This window comes from Streptomyces sp. NBC_00083, assembly GCF_026343295.1.
Lineage (GTDB): Bacteria > Actinomycetota > Actinomycetes > Streptomycetales > Streptomycetaceae > Streptomyces.
Genome location: NZ_JAPELY010000001.1, coordinates 2,563,780 through 2,577,060, shown reverse-complemented (window position 1 = coordinate 2,577,060; position 13,281 = coordinate 2,563,780). Strand labels below are relative to the sequence as shown.

Annotated in this window: 14 protein-coding genes; 6 read left to right on the top strand and 8 right to left on the bottom strand. The window is 73.7% G+C overall.

Features of this window, described 5'->3' with window-relative positions:
- Window positions 1-120 precede the first annotated feature (120 nt).
- On the top strand, window positions 121-1,335 hold the full coding sequence (locus tag OOJ98_RS11455; RefSeq protein ID WP_267054530.1) for an MFS transporter: 1,215 nt from the start codon (window positions 121-123) through the stop codon (window positions 1,333-1,335).
- A gap of 116 nt (window positions 1,336-1,451) precedes the next feature.
- On the opposite strand, the gene OOJ98_RS11450 is transcribed toward OOJ98_RS11455, so the two are convergent.
- Window positions 1,452-1,856, bottom strand: a complete 405-nt coding sequence (locus OOJ98_RS11450) for a MarR family winged helix-turn-helix transcriptional regulator (protein WP_267054529.1) — start codon at window positions 1,854-1,856, stop codon at window positions 1,452-1,454.
- Between the two features lie 143 nt (window positions 1,857-1,999).
- Between OOJ98_RS11450 and OOJ98_RS11445 the strand changes: the two genes are divergently transcribed.
- Window positions 2,000-2,287 (top strand): DUF6332 family protein, encoded by a 288-nt coding sequence (locus tag OOJ98_RS11445; RefSeq protein ID WP_267054528.1) that lies wholly within the window; start codon window positions 2,000-2,002, stop codon window positions 2,285-2,287.
- Here the strand turns inward: OOJ98_RS11445 and OOJ98_RS11440 are convergent.
- From OOJ98_RS11440 to OOJ98_RS11430, 3 genes are all read right to left on the bottom strand, one after another.
- Window positions 2,248-2,913: a response regulator transcription factor gene (locus OOJ98_RS11440; protein ID WP_267054527.1), complete on the bottom strand. Its 666-nt coding sequence runs from the start codon at window positions 2,911-2,913 to the stop codon at window positions 2,248-2,250. The two genes, OOJ98_RS11445 and OOJ98_RS11440, sit on opposite strands and share 40 nt — an antisense overlap.
- Window positions 2,910-4,235, bottom strand: a complete 1,326-nt coding sequence (locus OOJ98_RS11435) for a sensor histidine kinase (protein ID WP_267054526.1) — start codon at window positions 4,233-4,235, stop codon at window positions 2,910-2,912. Before OOJ98_RS11435 ends, OOJ98_RS11440 begins: the two co-directional genes overlap by 4 nt.
- 62 nt (window positions 4,236-4,297) lie before the next feature.
- The gene (locus tag OOJ98_RS11430) at window positions 4,298-4,996 is read right to left on the bottom strand and encodes a TetR/AcrR family transcriptional regulator (protein ID WP_267054525.1); all 699 of its coding nucleotides are present in this window, start codon (window positions 4,994-4,996) and stop codon (window positions 4,298-4,300) included.
- Window positions 4,997-5,162: 166 nt separating this feature from the next.
- Between OOJ98_RS11430 and OOJ98_RS11425 the strand changes: the two genes are divergently transcribed.
- Window positions 5,163-5,624 (top strand): nitroreductase family deazaflavin-dependent oxidoreductase, encoded by a 462-nt coding sequence (locus tag OOJ98_RS11425; RefSeq protein WP_267054524.1) that lies wholly within the window; start codon window positions 5,163-5,165, stop codon window positions 5,622-5,624.
- A 137-nt stretch (window positions 5,625-5,761) separates the two neighbouring features.
- On the opposite strand, the gene OOJ98_RS11420 is transcribed toward OOJ98_RS11425, so the two are convergent.
- Window positions 5,762-7,087: a geranylgeranyl reductase family protein gene (locus tag OOJ98_RS11420; protein WP_267054523.1), complete on the bottom strand. Its 1,326-nt coding sequence runs from the start codon at window positions 7,085-7,087 to the stop codon at window positions 5,762-5,764.
- 142 nt (window positions 7,088-7,229) lie between these two features.
- On the opposite strand from OOJ98_RS11420, the gene OOJ98_RS11415 reads away from it, so the two are divergent.
- Both OOJ98_RS11415 and OOJ98_RS11410 read left to right on the top strand, forming a co-directional pair.
- Window positions 7,230-8,594, top strand: a complete 1,365-nt coding sequence (locus OOJ98_RS11415) for a dipeptidase (protein ID WP_267054522.1) — start codon at window positions 7,230-7,232, stop codon at window positions 8,592-8,594.
- Window positions 8,595-8,683: 89 nt separating this feature from the next.
- Window positions 8,684-9,394: an MBL fold metallo-hydrolase gene (locus OOJ98_RS11410; protein ID WP_267054521.1), complete on the top strand. Its 711-nt coding sequence runs from the start codon at window positions 8,684-8,686 to the stop codon at window positions 9,392-9,394.
- Here OOJ98_RS11410 and OOJ98_RS11405 read toward each other — a convergent pair.
- Window positions 9,353-10,393, bottom strand: a complete 1,041-nt coding sequence (locus tag OOJ98_RS11405) for an NUDIX hydrolase (RefSeq protein ID WP_267054520.1) — start codon at window positions 10,391-10,393, stop codon at window positions 9,353-9,355. The genes OOJ98_RS11410 and OOJ98_RS11405 overlap by 42 nt on opposite strands.
- 241 nt (window positions 10,394-10,634) lie before the next feature.
- Between OOJ98_RS11405 and OOJ98_RS11400 the strand changes: the two genes are divergently transcribed.
- Window positions 10,635-10,811, top strand: coding sequence for a hypothetical protein (locus OOJ98_RS11400; RefSeq protein WP_267054519.1), 177 nt, complete (start codon window positions 10,635-10,637; stop codon window positions 10,809-10,811).
- Between the two features lie 45 nt (window positions 10,812-10,856).
- Here the strand turns inward: OOJ98_RS11400 and OOJ98_RS11395 are convergent, their stop codons facing one another.
- Together OOJ98_RS11395 and OOJ98_RS11390 are read right to left on the bottom strand one after the other, a co-directional pair.
- Entirely contained in the window at window positions 10,857-11,780 is a 924-nt protein-coding gene (locus OOJ98_RS11395) for an AAA family ATPase (RefSeq protein WP_267054518.1), read from the bottom strand.
- 7 nt (window positions 11,781-11,787) lie between these two features.
- Window positions 11,788-12,993: an RNA ligase gene (locus OOJ98_RS11390; protein ID WP_267054517.1), complete on the bottom strand. Its 1,206-nt coding sequence runs from the start codon at window positions 12,991-12,993 to the stop codon at window positions 11,788-11,790.
- Window positions 12,994-13,281: the final 288 nt, after the last annotated feature.

Genomic DNA, 13,281 nt, shown 5'->3' with positions numbered 1-13,281 from the left:
ATGATCCGTACGGAAGCGGCCCTTCCGCCGGCGGCCCGGGGACCGCCCCGGTGCGTGCCGTACGTCTCCTCGCCCGCACGCTGGTTGATGCGCGCCCGGCGCTGCCCCTATCCTGACTTTGTGCCGCTACTAAACAAAGTACGGACGGCCGCTCCGGGGGGCCATGGCTCACACACCGCCGCACCCACCCTGTCCCGCCTCCGCTCCGCCCTGACCGTGTTCTTCGCCCTCGACGGCTTCCTGTTCGCCGGCTGGGTGGTCCGCATCCCCGCGATCAAGCAGCAGACCGGGGCCTCCGCCGGCGAGCTCGGGCTCGCGCTGCTCGGGGTCTCGGCGGGGGCCGTGGTGACGATGGTGTTCACCGGCCGGCTCTGCCGCCGCTTCGGCAGCCATCCGGTGACCGTCGCCTGCGGCGCCCTGATGGCGCTGGCCATCGCGCTCCCGCCGCAGACCCACTCCGCCCTCACGCTCGGCCTGGTCCTGCTGGTGTTCGGTGCCGCCTACGGCGGAGTCAACGTCGCCATGAACAGCGCGGCCGTCGACCTGGTCGCCGCGCTGCGCCGCCCGGTGATGCCGAGCTTCCACGCCGCGTTCAGCCTCGGCGGCATGGTCGGCGCGGGCGCGGGCGCGCTCGTCGCGGGCAACCTCTCCGCCACGTCGCACCTGCTGGCCCTCACGGGATTCGGCCTCGCGGTGACGGCCCTGGCCGGGCGGGTCCTGCTGCGGCACCCGGCTCCCGAGCACGCGAGCACCCCGCACGCGCGGGGACAGCGCCTCGACGGACGCGCCCGCCGACTGGTGCTGCTCTTCGGCGCGATCGCGCTCTGCACGGCGTACGGCGAGGGCGCGATGGCCGACTGGGGCGCGCTCCACCTGGAGCAGGACCTGGCGGCCGCGCCCGGCGTCGCGGCGGTCGGCTACTCGCTGTTCGCCCTCGCCATGACGGCCGGCCGGCTCTCCGGCACCGTCCTCCTGGAGCGCCTCGGCCAGACCCGCACCCTGGTCGCGGGCGGCCTCACGGCCTGCGCCGGGATGCTGCTCGGCGCGCTGGCACCGCAGATCTGGCTCGCGCTGGCCGGGTTCGCCGTGATGGGGCTCGGCCTCGCCAACATCTTCCCGGTCGCCGTCGCGCGGGCCGGCGCGCTCGCCGGGCCCGGCGGGGTCGCCGCGGCGTCCACGCTCGGCTACGGCGGCATGCTCCTCGGGCCGCCCGCGATCGGCCTGATCGCCGAGTGGGCGTCGCTGCCCATCGCCCTGACCACGGTCGCGGCGCTTGCGGCAGGTGCCGCGCTGATCGGTTACAGCTCCCGCCACGCGACGGCCGGCCCGGCCTGACCCCCAAGGGACGCACCGGCGGTGCGGCGCCGGGATGCGGGCCTGCCCATAGGATCCCGGGCGGCAACTCGACGCAGGGACAGGGGAGTTGACCCGGGTCTTCTCTGCCCCGGCGGTCAGGCCTCGGGCTGCGGTGCCAGCGTCCTGGCGAGCACGGCCCGCTGCACGGGCAGCACCTCGGCGTGGCGGGAGCGGCCCGCCCGGGTGATCGCCACGCTCACGCCGCGCCGGTCCTCGCTGCACATCCCCCGGGTGACCAGGCCGTCCTTCTCCAGGCGGCCGATCAGCCGGGACAGCGCGCTCTGGCTGAGGTGGATCCGCGAGGCCAGCTCCTGCACGCGGAACGCGCAAGCAGGCTCGCCCTCGCGCCCCTCGGCCAGCACGTCGAGGACCTCGAAGTCGCTCGCGCCGAGCCCGTACGCGTGCAGCTCGCGGTCGAGCTCGCAGGTCGTGCGCGCGTGGGCCGCGAGGATGCCCCGCCATTCCTCCGCGAGCAGGCGCTCGGGCTTCTCAGCTGCCATGGCCGCACGGTAGCAGAGGCCATCGGACTGCATGCATCCGCATTAAATGCGGACGCATACGGCACGGGCGCTCGCGTCGCGGACACGGCGTGGCCGACGGGCGGCGGTTGCTCCCCGGCCGTCCCTGCTGTGAGACTTCGCGCATGGGCACACGGAGCCGGGCCAAGCGGGACGCCATCACCATCGAGATCGGATACGCGCTGGCCAGCGCCCTCTTCGCGGCCTCGGTCGTGTTCGGCGCGATCGCCGGCTCGGGCCCCGCCCTCGAACTCCCCCATCCGCTGCGGCGGGTGCTGCTCCTGCTGGGCGGCGGCTGCGCGCTGGTCGTCTTCGTCTGGCGGACCGTGCACGTCCTGTGGCGCTTTCCCTACGCATCCGGCCGTGCGCCCCGTCAGCCGAGCCAGCCCGGCCGCACCAGCCCCGACTCGTAGGCCAGCACGACCAGTTGGGCCCGGTCGCGGGCCGCGAGCTTCACCATCGCGCGGCTCACATGGGTCTTCGCGGTCAGCGGGCTGACGACGAGGCGGCGGGCGATCTCCTCGTTGGAGAGCCCGATGCCCACCAGCGCCATCACCTCCCGTTCCCGTTCGGTGAGCGCGGCCAGGGCGTCCGCGGCGGCCGGCTCCTTCGACCGCGCGGCGAACTCGGCGATCAGGCGCCGGGTCACCCCGGGCGAGAGCAGCGCGTCGCCGTCGACCACGGCCCGGACCGCGCGCAGCAGTTCCTGCGGCTCGGTGTCCTTCACCAGGAAGCCCGAGGCGCCGGCGCGGATCGCCTCGAAGACGTACTCGTCCAGCTCGAAGGTGGTGAGCATGACCACCTTCACACCGGCCAGGGCCGGGTCGCAGGTGATGCCCCGGGTCGCGGCGAGGCCGTCCAGGCGGGGCATCCGGATGTCCATCAGGACGACGTCGGGCCGCACCTCGCGTACGAGGCCGAGCGCCTCCTCCCCGTCGGCGGCCTCCCCCACCACCTCGATGTCGCCCTGGGCGTCGAGCAGCGCCCGGAACCCGGCGCGCACGAGGATCTGGTCGTCGGCGAGCAGCACGCGGATCATGGCCCCTCCTCGGGGTCGCCGGCCGCGGAACGTCCGGGGCCGGGCTCGTCGTGCGGTGTCCGCCGGGCGCCGGGGCCGCCGGGCAGCGGAAGCCGGGCGGTGACGCGGAAGCCGCCGTCCGCGACCGGTCCCGCGTCGATGGTGCCACCGAGGGCGGCGGCCCGCTCCCGCATGCCGACGAGGCCGCTGCCGCTGCCTCCCGCGTCGCCGCCGGACGGCGGTCCCGCGTCCTCGACGCTCAGCACCAGGGCGCCCGGCTCGTAGCCGATCGCGAGGTGCGCGGTGCGTGCGGCGGAGTGGCGTACGACATTGGTGAGGGCCTCCTGCACGATGCGGAACGCGGCCAGGTCGGTGCCGGGCGGCAGCTCCCGGCGCCGTCCACCCGTCGAGCTCCGTACGGTGAGACCGGCGCTCGCCGCCTGCTCGACGAGTTCGGGGAGCCGGTCGAGACCGGGGGCCGGGGAGCGCGGCGCCTCCCCCGGCGCGCGCAGCGTCTCCAGGACCTGGCGCACCTCGCCGAGCGCCTCCTTGCTGGCGGACTTGATGGTGGTCAGCGCGGTGCGCGCCTGCTCGGGGTCGGAGTCGAGCAGGGCGAGGCCGACGCCGGCCTGCACGTTGATGACGGAGATGCTGTGGGCGAGCACGTCGTGCAGTTCGCGGGCGATCCGCAGCCGCTCCTCGTCGACGCGCCGCCGGGCGGCGGCGAGCCGCGCCGAGCGCTCCCTCGCCCACTGCTCCCGGCGCACCCGCACCAGCTCGGCGACGGCCACGATGGCCACCGCCCAGGCGGCGATGCCCAGTTCCTGCCCCCAGGGCGCCGCTGCGTCCCCCTCGGGCGGCAGCCGGCTGTAGAGCCAGTGCGCGACGAGGAGGTGGCCGAGCCAGAGCATGCCGACGGCGGCCCAGGCCTGCCGGCGACAGCCGGCGACGACCGCGGCGAAGCAGCCGACGGCGACGGGCACGAAGACCGGCCCGTAGGGGTATCCCGCGCCGAGGTAGAGCAGGGCGGCTCCCGAGGTCGCGAAGACGGCGACGACGGGGTGGCGCAGGCGCAGCAGGAGCACCGCGCACGCGGCGACGAGCAGGACCTGTGCCAACGCGTCGAGCGGGGCGCGGTCGGGCTGGGCGTGCGCGGCGAAGCGGGTGCCGACCAGGACGAACACGGTGAGCGCGGCGGTCGATGCCCAGGGCGGCCGCACGGCCCCCTGCGCGTCGTCGCCGTCCGGGCCCCGGGCCCGGCGCCGCGGCGGGCCCGGCGGCCCCCCGTGCCACGGGGGTGGGCCGCCGTGGCGGGCGGCGCGCGGCGCCTGCTGGTCTTCCATACCGGCCACGCTAGACCGGCGCCCGCGCCCCGGTCGTCCGCCGTACGAGGTGATCGCGCGTACTACGCGGGGAGTACCAGGCCGACGGAGCGGGCGAGCTGGTCGGCGGCGTGCGTGAAGAACGCGTCGCGGTCCTCGACGACCCGGTGGAATTGGCCGAACGCCTCGAAGGAGATGAGACCGAACAGCTGTGACCAGGCGGCGACGAGGGCGACGGTCGCGGCGGGCGGCAGGTCGGGGGCGAGGTCGGCCGTCATCCGCCCGGCCTCCGGGCGCACCGGCGCGGCGAGGGGCGGCGGCGCGATGCCCTGGCCCCGGTGGGCGTCGCGGACGATCGACAGGAGGACCAGCCCGACCCGCGCGGCGGGGCCGATGGTGGCCTCGGGCGCGGTGTAGCCGGGGACGGGCGTGCCGTAGATGAGGGCGTACTCGTGGGGGTGGGCGAGGGCCCAGGTGCGCACCGCGCGGCAGACGGCGGTCCAGCGGGCGGCGGGCGACGCGTTCTTGCGCTGCTGTGCGAGGGCGTGCTCGGCGGCTTCGCCCACGGCGTCGTACGCGTCGACGATGAGGGCGGTCAGGAGGTCGTCCCTGCTGGGGAAGTAGCGGTAGAGCGCCGAGGAGACCATGCCCAGTTCGCGGGCGACGGCGCGGAGCGAGAGCTTGGTCGCGCCGTCGGCGGCCAGCTGCTTTCTCGCCTCGTCCTTGATGGCCGCGGTGACTTCGATCCGTGCCCGTGCGCGGGCTCCCTGGACGGTGCTCATGGCACCAGTCTGCCAGCTTCGAGAGCAGTGACCAAGAACGCGGCTACCGCACACAAAACAGATCACCGAACCTTTTCGAGAGCAGCGCTCTTGCTTTGGGGCACCGCCACGGTGCACACTGCTCACGAACGAGAGCACCGCTCTCTCAGCCTCAGGGAGACACCCGATGTCCGGATCCGCACACGTTCAGAAGCCCGGCTGGTTCACGGTCAACGTCTTCAACCGGACCGTCGCCTGGGTGACCCGCCGCGGCATCAGCGTCTGGGGTTCCCGCGTCCTCGCGGTCCGCGGCCGCAAGAGCGGTGAATGGCGGCGCACCCCGGTCAATCTGCTGACGTTCGAAGGGGCGCAGTATCTGGTGGCTCCGCGCGGCCACGTCCAGTGGACGCACAACATGCGGGCGGCCGGCGGCGGCGAGCTGCTCCTCGGCAAGAAGACCGAGGCGTTCACCGCGGTCGAGGTCGCCGACGACGACAAGGCCGCCCTGCTGCGCGCCTACCTCAAGCGCTGGAAGGCGGAGGTCGGTGTCTTCTTCAACGGTGTCGGCCCCGACTCCAGCGACGAGGAGCTGCGCCGCATCGCCCCCGACCACCCCGTCTTCCGCGTCACCGTCACCGTCGCCCACTGAGACCGGCGGGGCCGGCTCCGGCGGAGCCCACGGATGCGGGCCCCGCCGGGGGGGGCAGCGGTCGGCGGGTCAGCGGTCGGCGGGTCAGCGGTCGGCGGGTCAGCAGGTCAGCGGTCGGCGCCTCGGCCGTTCACGCCTCAGCGGCCGACGGCGTTGAGGGCGCGCCGGGCCAGCGGGTGCGTGCGGACCAGGCCGGCCAGGGTGGTGGCGCCGCGGGTGATGTCCGCGAAGGCGTTCCACGCGGGCCGCACCCCGGTGATCGCGGCGTGCAGCAGCAGCGGCCGCTTCTCGAAGAGGGTCAGCATCCGCCGGCCCACCGCCATCTCGACGCCGAGCCCTGCCTTGATGGCGAAGGCGTAGTTCAGCGCCTGGCGGCGCGCGTCGACGGCGTCCTGCGACTCGGCGATGCGCACCGCCCATTCGCCGGCGAGGCGGCCCGAGCGCAGCGCGAAGGAGATGCCCTCGCGCGTCCACGGCTCCAGCAGGCCCGCCGCGTCGCCGCAGACCAGGACCCGGCCGCGGGAGAGCGGCGAGTCGTCGCTGCGGCAGCGCGTCAAGTGGCCCGAGGAGATGGCCGGTTCGAAGCCGGCGAGGCCGAGCCGGGCGATGAAGTCGTCCAGGTAGCGCTTGGTGGCGGCGCCTTCGCCGCGGGCCGAGATCACACCGACGGTCAGGGTGTCGCCCTTGGGGAAGACCCATCCGTAACTGCCGGGCATGGGGCCCCAGTCGATGAGGACCCGCCCCGCCCAGTCCTCGGCCACGCTCGGCGGCACCGGGATCTCGGCCTCGAGTCCCAGGTCGACCTGGTCGGTCTTGACCCCGACGTGTGCTCCTATGCGGCCGGCGCTGCCGTCGGCGCCCACGACGGCACGGGCCAGGACGGTCTCCCCGTCGGACAGGACGACGGCGACGGTGCGGCGGTCGGGCACGGCCGAGCCGTGCTGCTCGACCTTGGAGACGGTGACGCCGGTACGGACCTCGGCCCCCGCCTTCTCGGCGAGCGCGACCAGACCCGCGTCGAACTCGGGCCGGTTGATGAGGCCGAACAGCATCTTCTTCGACCTGCGGGTGCGCGTCAGCTTCCCGTTGAGGGAGAAGGTGACCGCGTGCACCCGGTCCTGGAGCGGCAGTTCGAACCCGGCGGGCAGCGCGTCGCGCGAGGGCCCGATGATGCCGCCGCCGCAGGTCTTGTAGCGCGGCAGTTCGGCCTTCTCCAGGAGCAGCACCGTGCGCCCCGCGTCCGCCGCCGCGTGCGCCGCGGAGGCTCCGGCGGGTCCGGCGCCGACCACGACGACGTCCCAGACGGGCCCGGTGGCCGGATCCGTCACCGGCTCGGCGGTGGGCTCGTCCTCGTGCTGCTCCTGGTGCTCGTCCAGGGGGCCGTCCGTCCCGCCGTCTGTGTTCTCGCTGCTCACGATGTGCCTGTGCTCCCCATCAGACCAGTGTCCTCTTGACCATCGCATCCTACGGGGCAGTAGCGCCGAGCCGCCGTCCTGGCCCGCTGTGGGAGGATCGGCCATATCTTCGCCATACACACACGTGCACTGACGTATGTGCGCTGACCGTACGTGTACTGACAACGTCGCACCCACAAGGAGCGTGCCCATGACCGCACATCCGATCGCCGAGACCGTCGCCTCGCTGATGCCCCGCGCCAAGGCGGAGCTGACGGAGCTGGTCGCTTTCCAGTCGGTGGCGGACGAGGCGGTGGCGCCGAGAAGCGAGTGCGAGGCGGCCGCGAACTGGGTGGCGGACGCGCTGCGCACCGAGGGCTTCCAGGACGTGGCGCTGCTCGACACCCCCGACGGTTCGCAGTCGGTGTACGGGCTGCTGCCCGGCCCCGAGGGCGCGCCGACCGTGCTGCTCTACGCGCACTACGACGTGCAGCCGAAGCTGGACGAGTCCGCCTGGGTGACCCCGCCGTTCGAGCTGACCGAGCGCGACGGCCGCTGGTACGGCCGGGGCGCCGCGGACTGCAAGGGCGGGTTCATCATGCACCTGCTCGCACTGCGCGCCCTCAAGGCCAACGGCGGTGTCCCCGTCACGGTCAAGGTGATCGTGGAGGGCTCCGAGGAGCAGGGCACGGGCGGCCTCGAACAGTACGCCGAGGCGCACCCGGAGCTGCTCACGTCCGACGCGATCGTGATCGGCGACACCGGCAACTTCCGGGTCGGGCTGCCCACGGTGACGGCGACCCTGCGCGGCATGACCATGATCCGCGTGACGGTCGACACCCTTGAGGGCAACCTGCACTCGGGCCAGTTCGGCGGTGCCGCCCCCGACGCGCTGGCCGCGCTGATCCGCGTCCTGGACTCGCTGCGCGACGAGCACGGCCAGACCGTCGTCGACGGCCTCGCCGCGGACACGGAGTGGGACGGACTGCAGTACCCCGAGGACGAGTTCCGTCAGGACGCCAAGGTCCTCGACGGCGTCGAGCTGCCGGGCACCGGCACCGTCGCCGACCGCATCTGGGCCCGGCCGGCCGTCACGGTCGTCGGCATCGACTGCCACCCGGTGGCCGGCGCGACGCCGTCGATCCCGGCGAGCGCCCGCGCGCAGATCAGCCTGCGGGTGCCGCCCGGCCAGAACGCCGCCGAGGCGACCGAGCGGCTCTACGCCCACATCGAGAAGCACGTGCCGTGGAACGCCCGCGTCTCCTTCGAGCAGGTAGGCCAGGGCCAGCCGTTCCGCGCGGACACCAGCAGCCCGGCGTACACCTCGATGGCCGAGGCGATGGCGGTGGCCTACCCGGGCGAGAAGATGCAGTCCTCGGGCATGGGCGGCTCCATCCCGCTGTGCAACACCCTGGCGACGCTCTACCCGGGGGCGGAGATCCTGCTGATCGGTCTGAGCGAGCCCGAGGCACGGATCCACGCGGTGAACGAGAGCGTCTCGCCCGAGGAGCTGGAGCGCCTCTCGGTGGCCGAGGCCCACTTCCTGGTCAACTACGCGGCCTCGAAGCGGAGTTGATTTTCCGTCAGTGAGATTACGCGCTCGGCGGACATCGCCGGGAGCGTAGATCCGTGCGGCGGGCGGCGCCGGCGACGTACGTTCGCCGCATGGATCTCGTGACGGTCACACCCCGCCTCCACATGTTCCGCTTCCCCATCGGCCAGGCCTATCTGTGGGTCGACGAGGACGGGCTCACCCTCGTCGACGCCGGTGATGTGAACGCGGCGGCGCCCATCGAGGAGGCGGTGCGCGGACTCGGGCTCGACCCGGCCGCGATCCGCCGGATCGTGATCACCCACGGCCACCGCGACCACTACGGCGCGGCGGGCGAACTCGCCGCGCGCCACGGCGCCGAGGTGATCGCGCACCGGCTCGACGCTCCGGTGATCCGGGGCGAGGCCCCGATGGCCGAGCCGGTGCTCCTGGAGTGGGAACTGCCGCTCTACGAAACGGCGTTGACGGTGCCTCAGGCGCCGCCGACGCGGGTGGACCGCGAGGTCGGCGACGGCGAGGCGCTGGGCTTCGGCGACGGCGCGGTCGCCGTCCACTGCCCCGGCCACACCCACGGTTCCCTCGCGGTCCATCTGCCGCGCCACGGGGTGCTGTTCACCGGCGACAGCGTGGCCGGGGTCGGCCGGGTGATGGTGGGTGTCTTCAACACGGACCGGGAGCGGGCGCTCGCGTCGTTCCGGCGTCTCGCCGCGCTCGGCGCGGACACCGTCTGCTTCGGGCACGGCGACCCGCTGACCGAGGACGCGGCGGCCGTCATGAAGGCGTCAGCCGACCGGGACTCCGGCCTCCAGGTTGAGCACGGTTGACCGTTCGCGCGCCCGCAGCGCCCAGCGCAGCCGCTCGAAGCGGGCGGGCGGCAGCAGCCGCGCGGCTTCCTGCTCGCTCACGAAGCGCCAGCCGCGCAGTTCGGCGCCGGGCAGCAGGACCTGCGCGGCGCCCGCGGCATCGAGGGTGCCGCCGTCGAACAGGAGCCGAAGCCCTCCGTATCCGGGGGGTCTTGGCGGTTCCCAGTCGATGACGAGCAGACGCGGCACGCGGTCGAGCGTGACGCCCAGCTCCTCCTCGACCTCCCGGACACCGGCCCTCGCGGGCGCCTCCCCGCGTTCGACGACGCCGCCGGGGAACTCCCAGCCCGGTTTGTAGGTGGGGTCGACCAGGAGCACCCGGTCGTGTTCGTCGAAGAGCAGCACCCCGGCGGCGAGCGTCTCGGCGGTGGGCTCGGGGGTCTGCACGATCTCGCAGGCGCGGGCCGCCCCGGAGCGGACCGCGGCGGCTATGCGGTCGGCGCTCTCACGGGGCGAGAGCACACTGTTGTCGACGGCGTGGGCGTCGGCGGCGATCCAGCCGAGCGCGCGACGGAAGGGTTCGATGTGCTCGTACGCCCATGTGCGGACCCGCTGTTCGTCGGCCCCGGGGTCGCCGGGGAACTCCACGCGGGCCGCTATCCGCGCCCGCAGGATCGTTTCCTCCTGGGTGAGCACCACATGCCGTACGGGGATGCGGCGGGAGGCGAGCCCACCGAAGATCTCGTCGCGGTACTCCTGCCTCAGGAGCGTCATCGGCACCACGAGTACGCCGCCGACCTCGGCGTGCAGCGCGGCGGCGCCGTCCACCACGAGCCGTCGCCAGATCGGCAGGTCCTGGTAGTCGCTCACCTGCGCAAGGAGTTTCTGCGGCAGCAGCTGCCGTAGTGCCCCGCCCATCACCTCGGGGTCGTAGAGCGTGCTGTTCGGGATCAGGTCGATCAGCTCGCGCGCGGCGCTGGTCTTGCCCGCGCCGAACGCACCGTTGATCCACACAATCACGGTTCCCCCTCTTCGTAGCCCCCAGTGGACTGCCCGCAACACCCTGCCACGGAAACGCAGCCGTGGCTCGGGCCCTCCTCGGTCACATCACAACTGTGGCCGGGCTGTTGCCTGCCGGGTGCCACCGACGGGCGCCCCACCGCGTCCTTGTCTGCGAGCACCGGCCACGGGGGGCCGTAACGCCGACGGCGTGAGCGTCGTTGTGCGGGTGCCCGAAGAGAGAACAAGGGGGTGCGACGAAATGGGTCGTACGGTACTGGAACGCTTTCCCGCCGGAGATCCGCGCGGCCACTGGCCCGCGGAGGCGTTCGCGCACGAGCGCAGGAACGAGGGGCTCGCGGCGGAGGTCGTGATGGACCTGGAGAGCGACGCCTTCCTCGTCGTCGTCACCCACACCGTGCCGGACCGGGTCGTCTGACACCGCCCGCCCGGCCCGCGCGCCGCGGCCGCCTCGCTCCCCCGCTCAGAAGTCGCCGTAATCGACCTGCCAGGTGGGCAGGCCGATGGCGCGCCACACGGCGACGACGCGGTCCCGGTCGTCGAGGCTGACCCGCACCCGGAACCGGTGGCGCACGTGCGCGTCGAAGAGCTCGGCCTTCACCACGTCGTCGCGCCGCCCGTCACCGGCCGGCCGCATCCACAGCTCGTCGTACGGCACGTCGTGTGCGGCGAGCCAGGCCTCGGTCTGCGGCCGGTACTCCTCGCCGCGCCCCGACAGCAGCACGATCGTGTCGCCGTGCGCCTGCCGGAACCCGACCAGGGCGTCGCGCACCGAGCCGTTGAGACCGTCCTGTTCGCAGCGGGTGAAGTCGTACGGGCTGCGGCCGCGGCGCAGGGCGAGCGTGCCGTCGATGTCGCACATCACGGCGCTCGGCAGGGACACGTCCGGGGCGTAGGGCTCGGTCTCGGCGAGGACGACGCTGTCGTTGAGCCACGCGTCGGTGAGCCGCCAGCCGCCCCGCACCGCCTTGGCGTGCCGGTCCGCGAGCAGCCGGATGACGTCCTCGCCGACCGGCTCCGCGCGGGCCGCGTCACGGCGCAGGCACTCCTCTACCGGCACGCCGGTGAAGTCGTGCAAGACGAACCGCGCCCGGCCCGCGACGGCGGCCTTGAGGCGCTTGGGGATGTGCGGAGTCAGATGGGTGTTGTCGACGACCACGTCGAACCCCGCGGCGATGGTCGCCCGCACCGCACTGTCCTGGACCGCGAGGACACTCTGCTCGGCGGTGCCCGACCGCTCGCGCCCGGCGCCCGCGGGGTCGAACATGGCACGCAGGTCGTCGAGGTTGACGCGGCGGCACCGGCCGTCGGAGTCCTCGACGAGCTTGCGGGCGGCGGTGGTCTTTCCGGAGGCGGGGAGTCCGGTCATGACGTGCACGGTGGGCATCGGGGGTTCAGCTTTCCTCGTCGTCGGTGAACGGGTTGGCGGCGGCCGGTTTGACGGCCCGCCAGATCATCAGGTCGATGCCTCGGCCGTCGAGCAGGTGGAACACGGCCGCGCGGGCCGCGCGTTCGGGTATTTCGCGGGCGGCGCGGGCGAACGCGCCGCGGTCCTTGGCGAGGTGCTCGATCTCGGCGAACCGCCGTGCGGCGAGAGCGGCCAGTGCGGCCGCCCGTGCGTCGAGGCGAGCCGTCACGCCCCGCACCCACGCGTCGAACTCGTCGGGGACCCGCTGCAGCATAACGTCCAGCGGGTCGGCGCCGTCCGCGGTGAGTTCGGCGATCTCGCCGGGGCCGCAGCCGACGGCCTGGGCGATCCGACCGGGGTCCTCGCCGGCGAACCGGCGGATGCCGAGGTAGCGCCAGATGTCCCGTTCGGTGATGCCCGTGACCACCTGGTGCAGCCGCACGTACTCGCTGATCTTGGCCTTGACCCGCAGTCCCGAGGCGTACCGGATGACGTAGCCCTCGCCGTCCGTTCCCCGTGCCGCACGGCCGTCGGCGTGCTCGCCCGCCGCGGTGCGTTCCAGGAGTTCGGCGAGCGGCAGGGCCGGCCACGTCCGCGCGACCGAGCCGACCGGCGCCCAGTCGGCGGCGGCCCGCGACAGTTCCGTCTCCGCGCCCGTCGCGTCGTACGCGGCGAGCAGCACCAGGTCGCGGCGGCCGCCGTAGTCGACGACGATGCGGTTCTCGGGGTAGAGGATCTCCGCGAGGTAGGTGACGCCGGGCCGCAGCGTCGTCGTGTCGCGGCCGTCGAGCCATGCGGTGGCCCAGGCGGCCTGCTCGGAGGTGAACGACCCGCGGGAGGCTGCCCGCCAGCGGCCCGCGTAGTGGAAGACGATGCCGAGCGATCCGTCGACCTTGTCGTACACCTCGAACGGCTCGTCGGGCAGCGGCGGGGCGTAGGGGCGGCCCAGGGTGTGCTCGGCGACGTTGAAGAACTTGGGCAGGCAGTGCGCGACCACGGCCCCGGTCGTGTCGTCGGCGACCAGCCCGCGGCAGCGCGTGGTGACCTCGTTCCACGCCTGCTCGTACTGGCACGTCCTGCTGTACGAGTAGAGCGAGAGCGGGAGTTCGGGGTGCGTCTTGCGGACGACGTGCCCGGCGTCGATGGCGGCGGCGAGGCCGGCGGGCGGGACGAGAAGGCCGAGGTCGGTCACGGGGTGCTCCTGGGAAGAGTGCTGTCACCAGCAGCGTGACCGCCACGGCGGCGGGCCGCGAGCCATTTACCGTCGCGTCCTGCCGCACCGGATAACCCGTGGCCGACGGCCCCGGACCACGGATACGGTCTGCCCTCCCGGCCGGGCCGAAACCGCCGGCCGACGAGTGGAGAGAACACCTGCCATGACCACCCCCCGTACGCCGGACCCACGTGCTCCACACCCCTGCGGGCCGGGCCCATGTGCGCCGACCCCACAGGCGACGACGACTCTGTGGCGCCCCACCGG

Coding starts and splice junctions, on each gene's coding strand:
- OOJ98_RS11415 (WP_267054522.1), top strand. CDS start 7,230: ATGACCGCACATCCGATCGCCGAGACCGTCGCCTCGCTGATGCCCCGC.
- OOJ98_RS11410 (WP_267054521.1), top strand. CDS start 8,684: ATGGATCTCGTGACGGTCACACCCCGCCTCCACATGTTCCGCTTCCCC.
- OOJ98_RS11400 (WP_267054519.1), top strand. CDS start 10,635: ATGGGTCGTACGGTACTGGAACGCTTTCCCGCCGGAGATCCGCGCGGC.
- OOJ98_RS11450 (WP_267054529.1), bottom strand. CDS start 1,856: ATGGCAGCTGAGAAGCCCGAGCGCCTGCTCGCGGAGGAATGGCGGGGC.
- OOJ98_RS11425 (WP_267054524.1), top strand. CDS start 5,163: ATGTCCGGATCCGCACACGTTCAGAAGCCCGGCTGGTTCACGGTCAAC.
- OOJ98_RS11420 (WP_267054523.1), bottom strand. CDS start 7,087: ATGCGATGGTCAAGAGGACACTGGTCTGATGGGGAGCACAGGCACATC.
- OOJ98_RS11395 (WP_267054518.1), bottom strand. CDS start 11,780: ATGCCCACCGTGCACGTCATGACCGGACTCCCCGCCTCCGGAAAGACC.
- OOJ98_RS11445 (WP_267054528.1), top strand. CDS start 2,000: ATGGGCACACGGAGCCGGGCCAAGCGGGACGCCATCACCATCGAGATC.
- OOJ98_RS11435 (WP_267054526.1), bottom strand. CDS start 4,235: ATGGAAGACCAGCAGGCGCCGCGCGCCGCCCGCCACGGCGGCCCACCC.
- OOJ98_RS11440 (WP_267054527.1), bottom strand. CDS start 2,913: ATGATCCGCGTGCTGCTCGCCGACGACCAGATCCTCGTGCGCGCCGGG.
- OOJ98_RS11430 (WP_267054525.1), bottom strand. CDS start 4,996: ATGAGCACCGTCCAGGGAGCCCGCGCACGGGCACGGATCGAAGTCACC.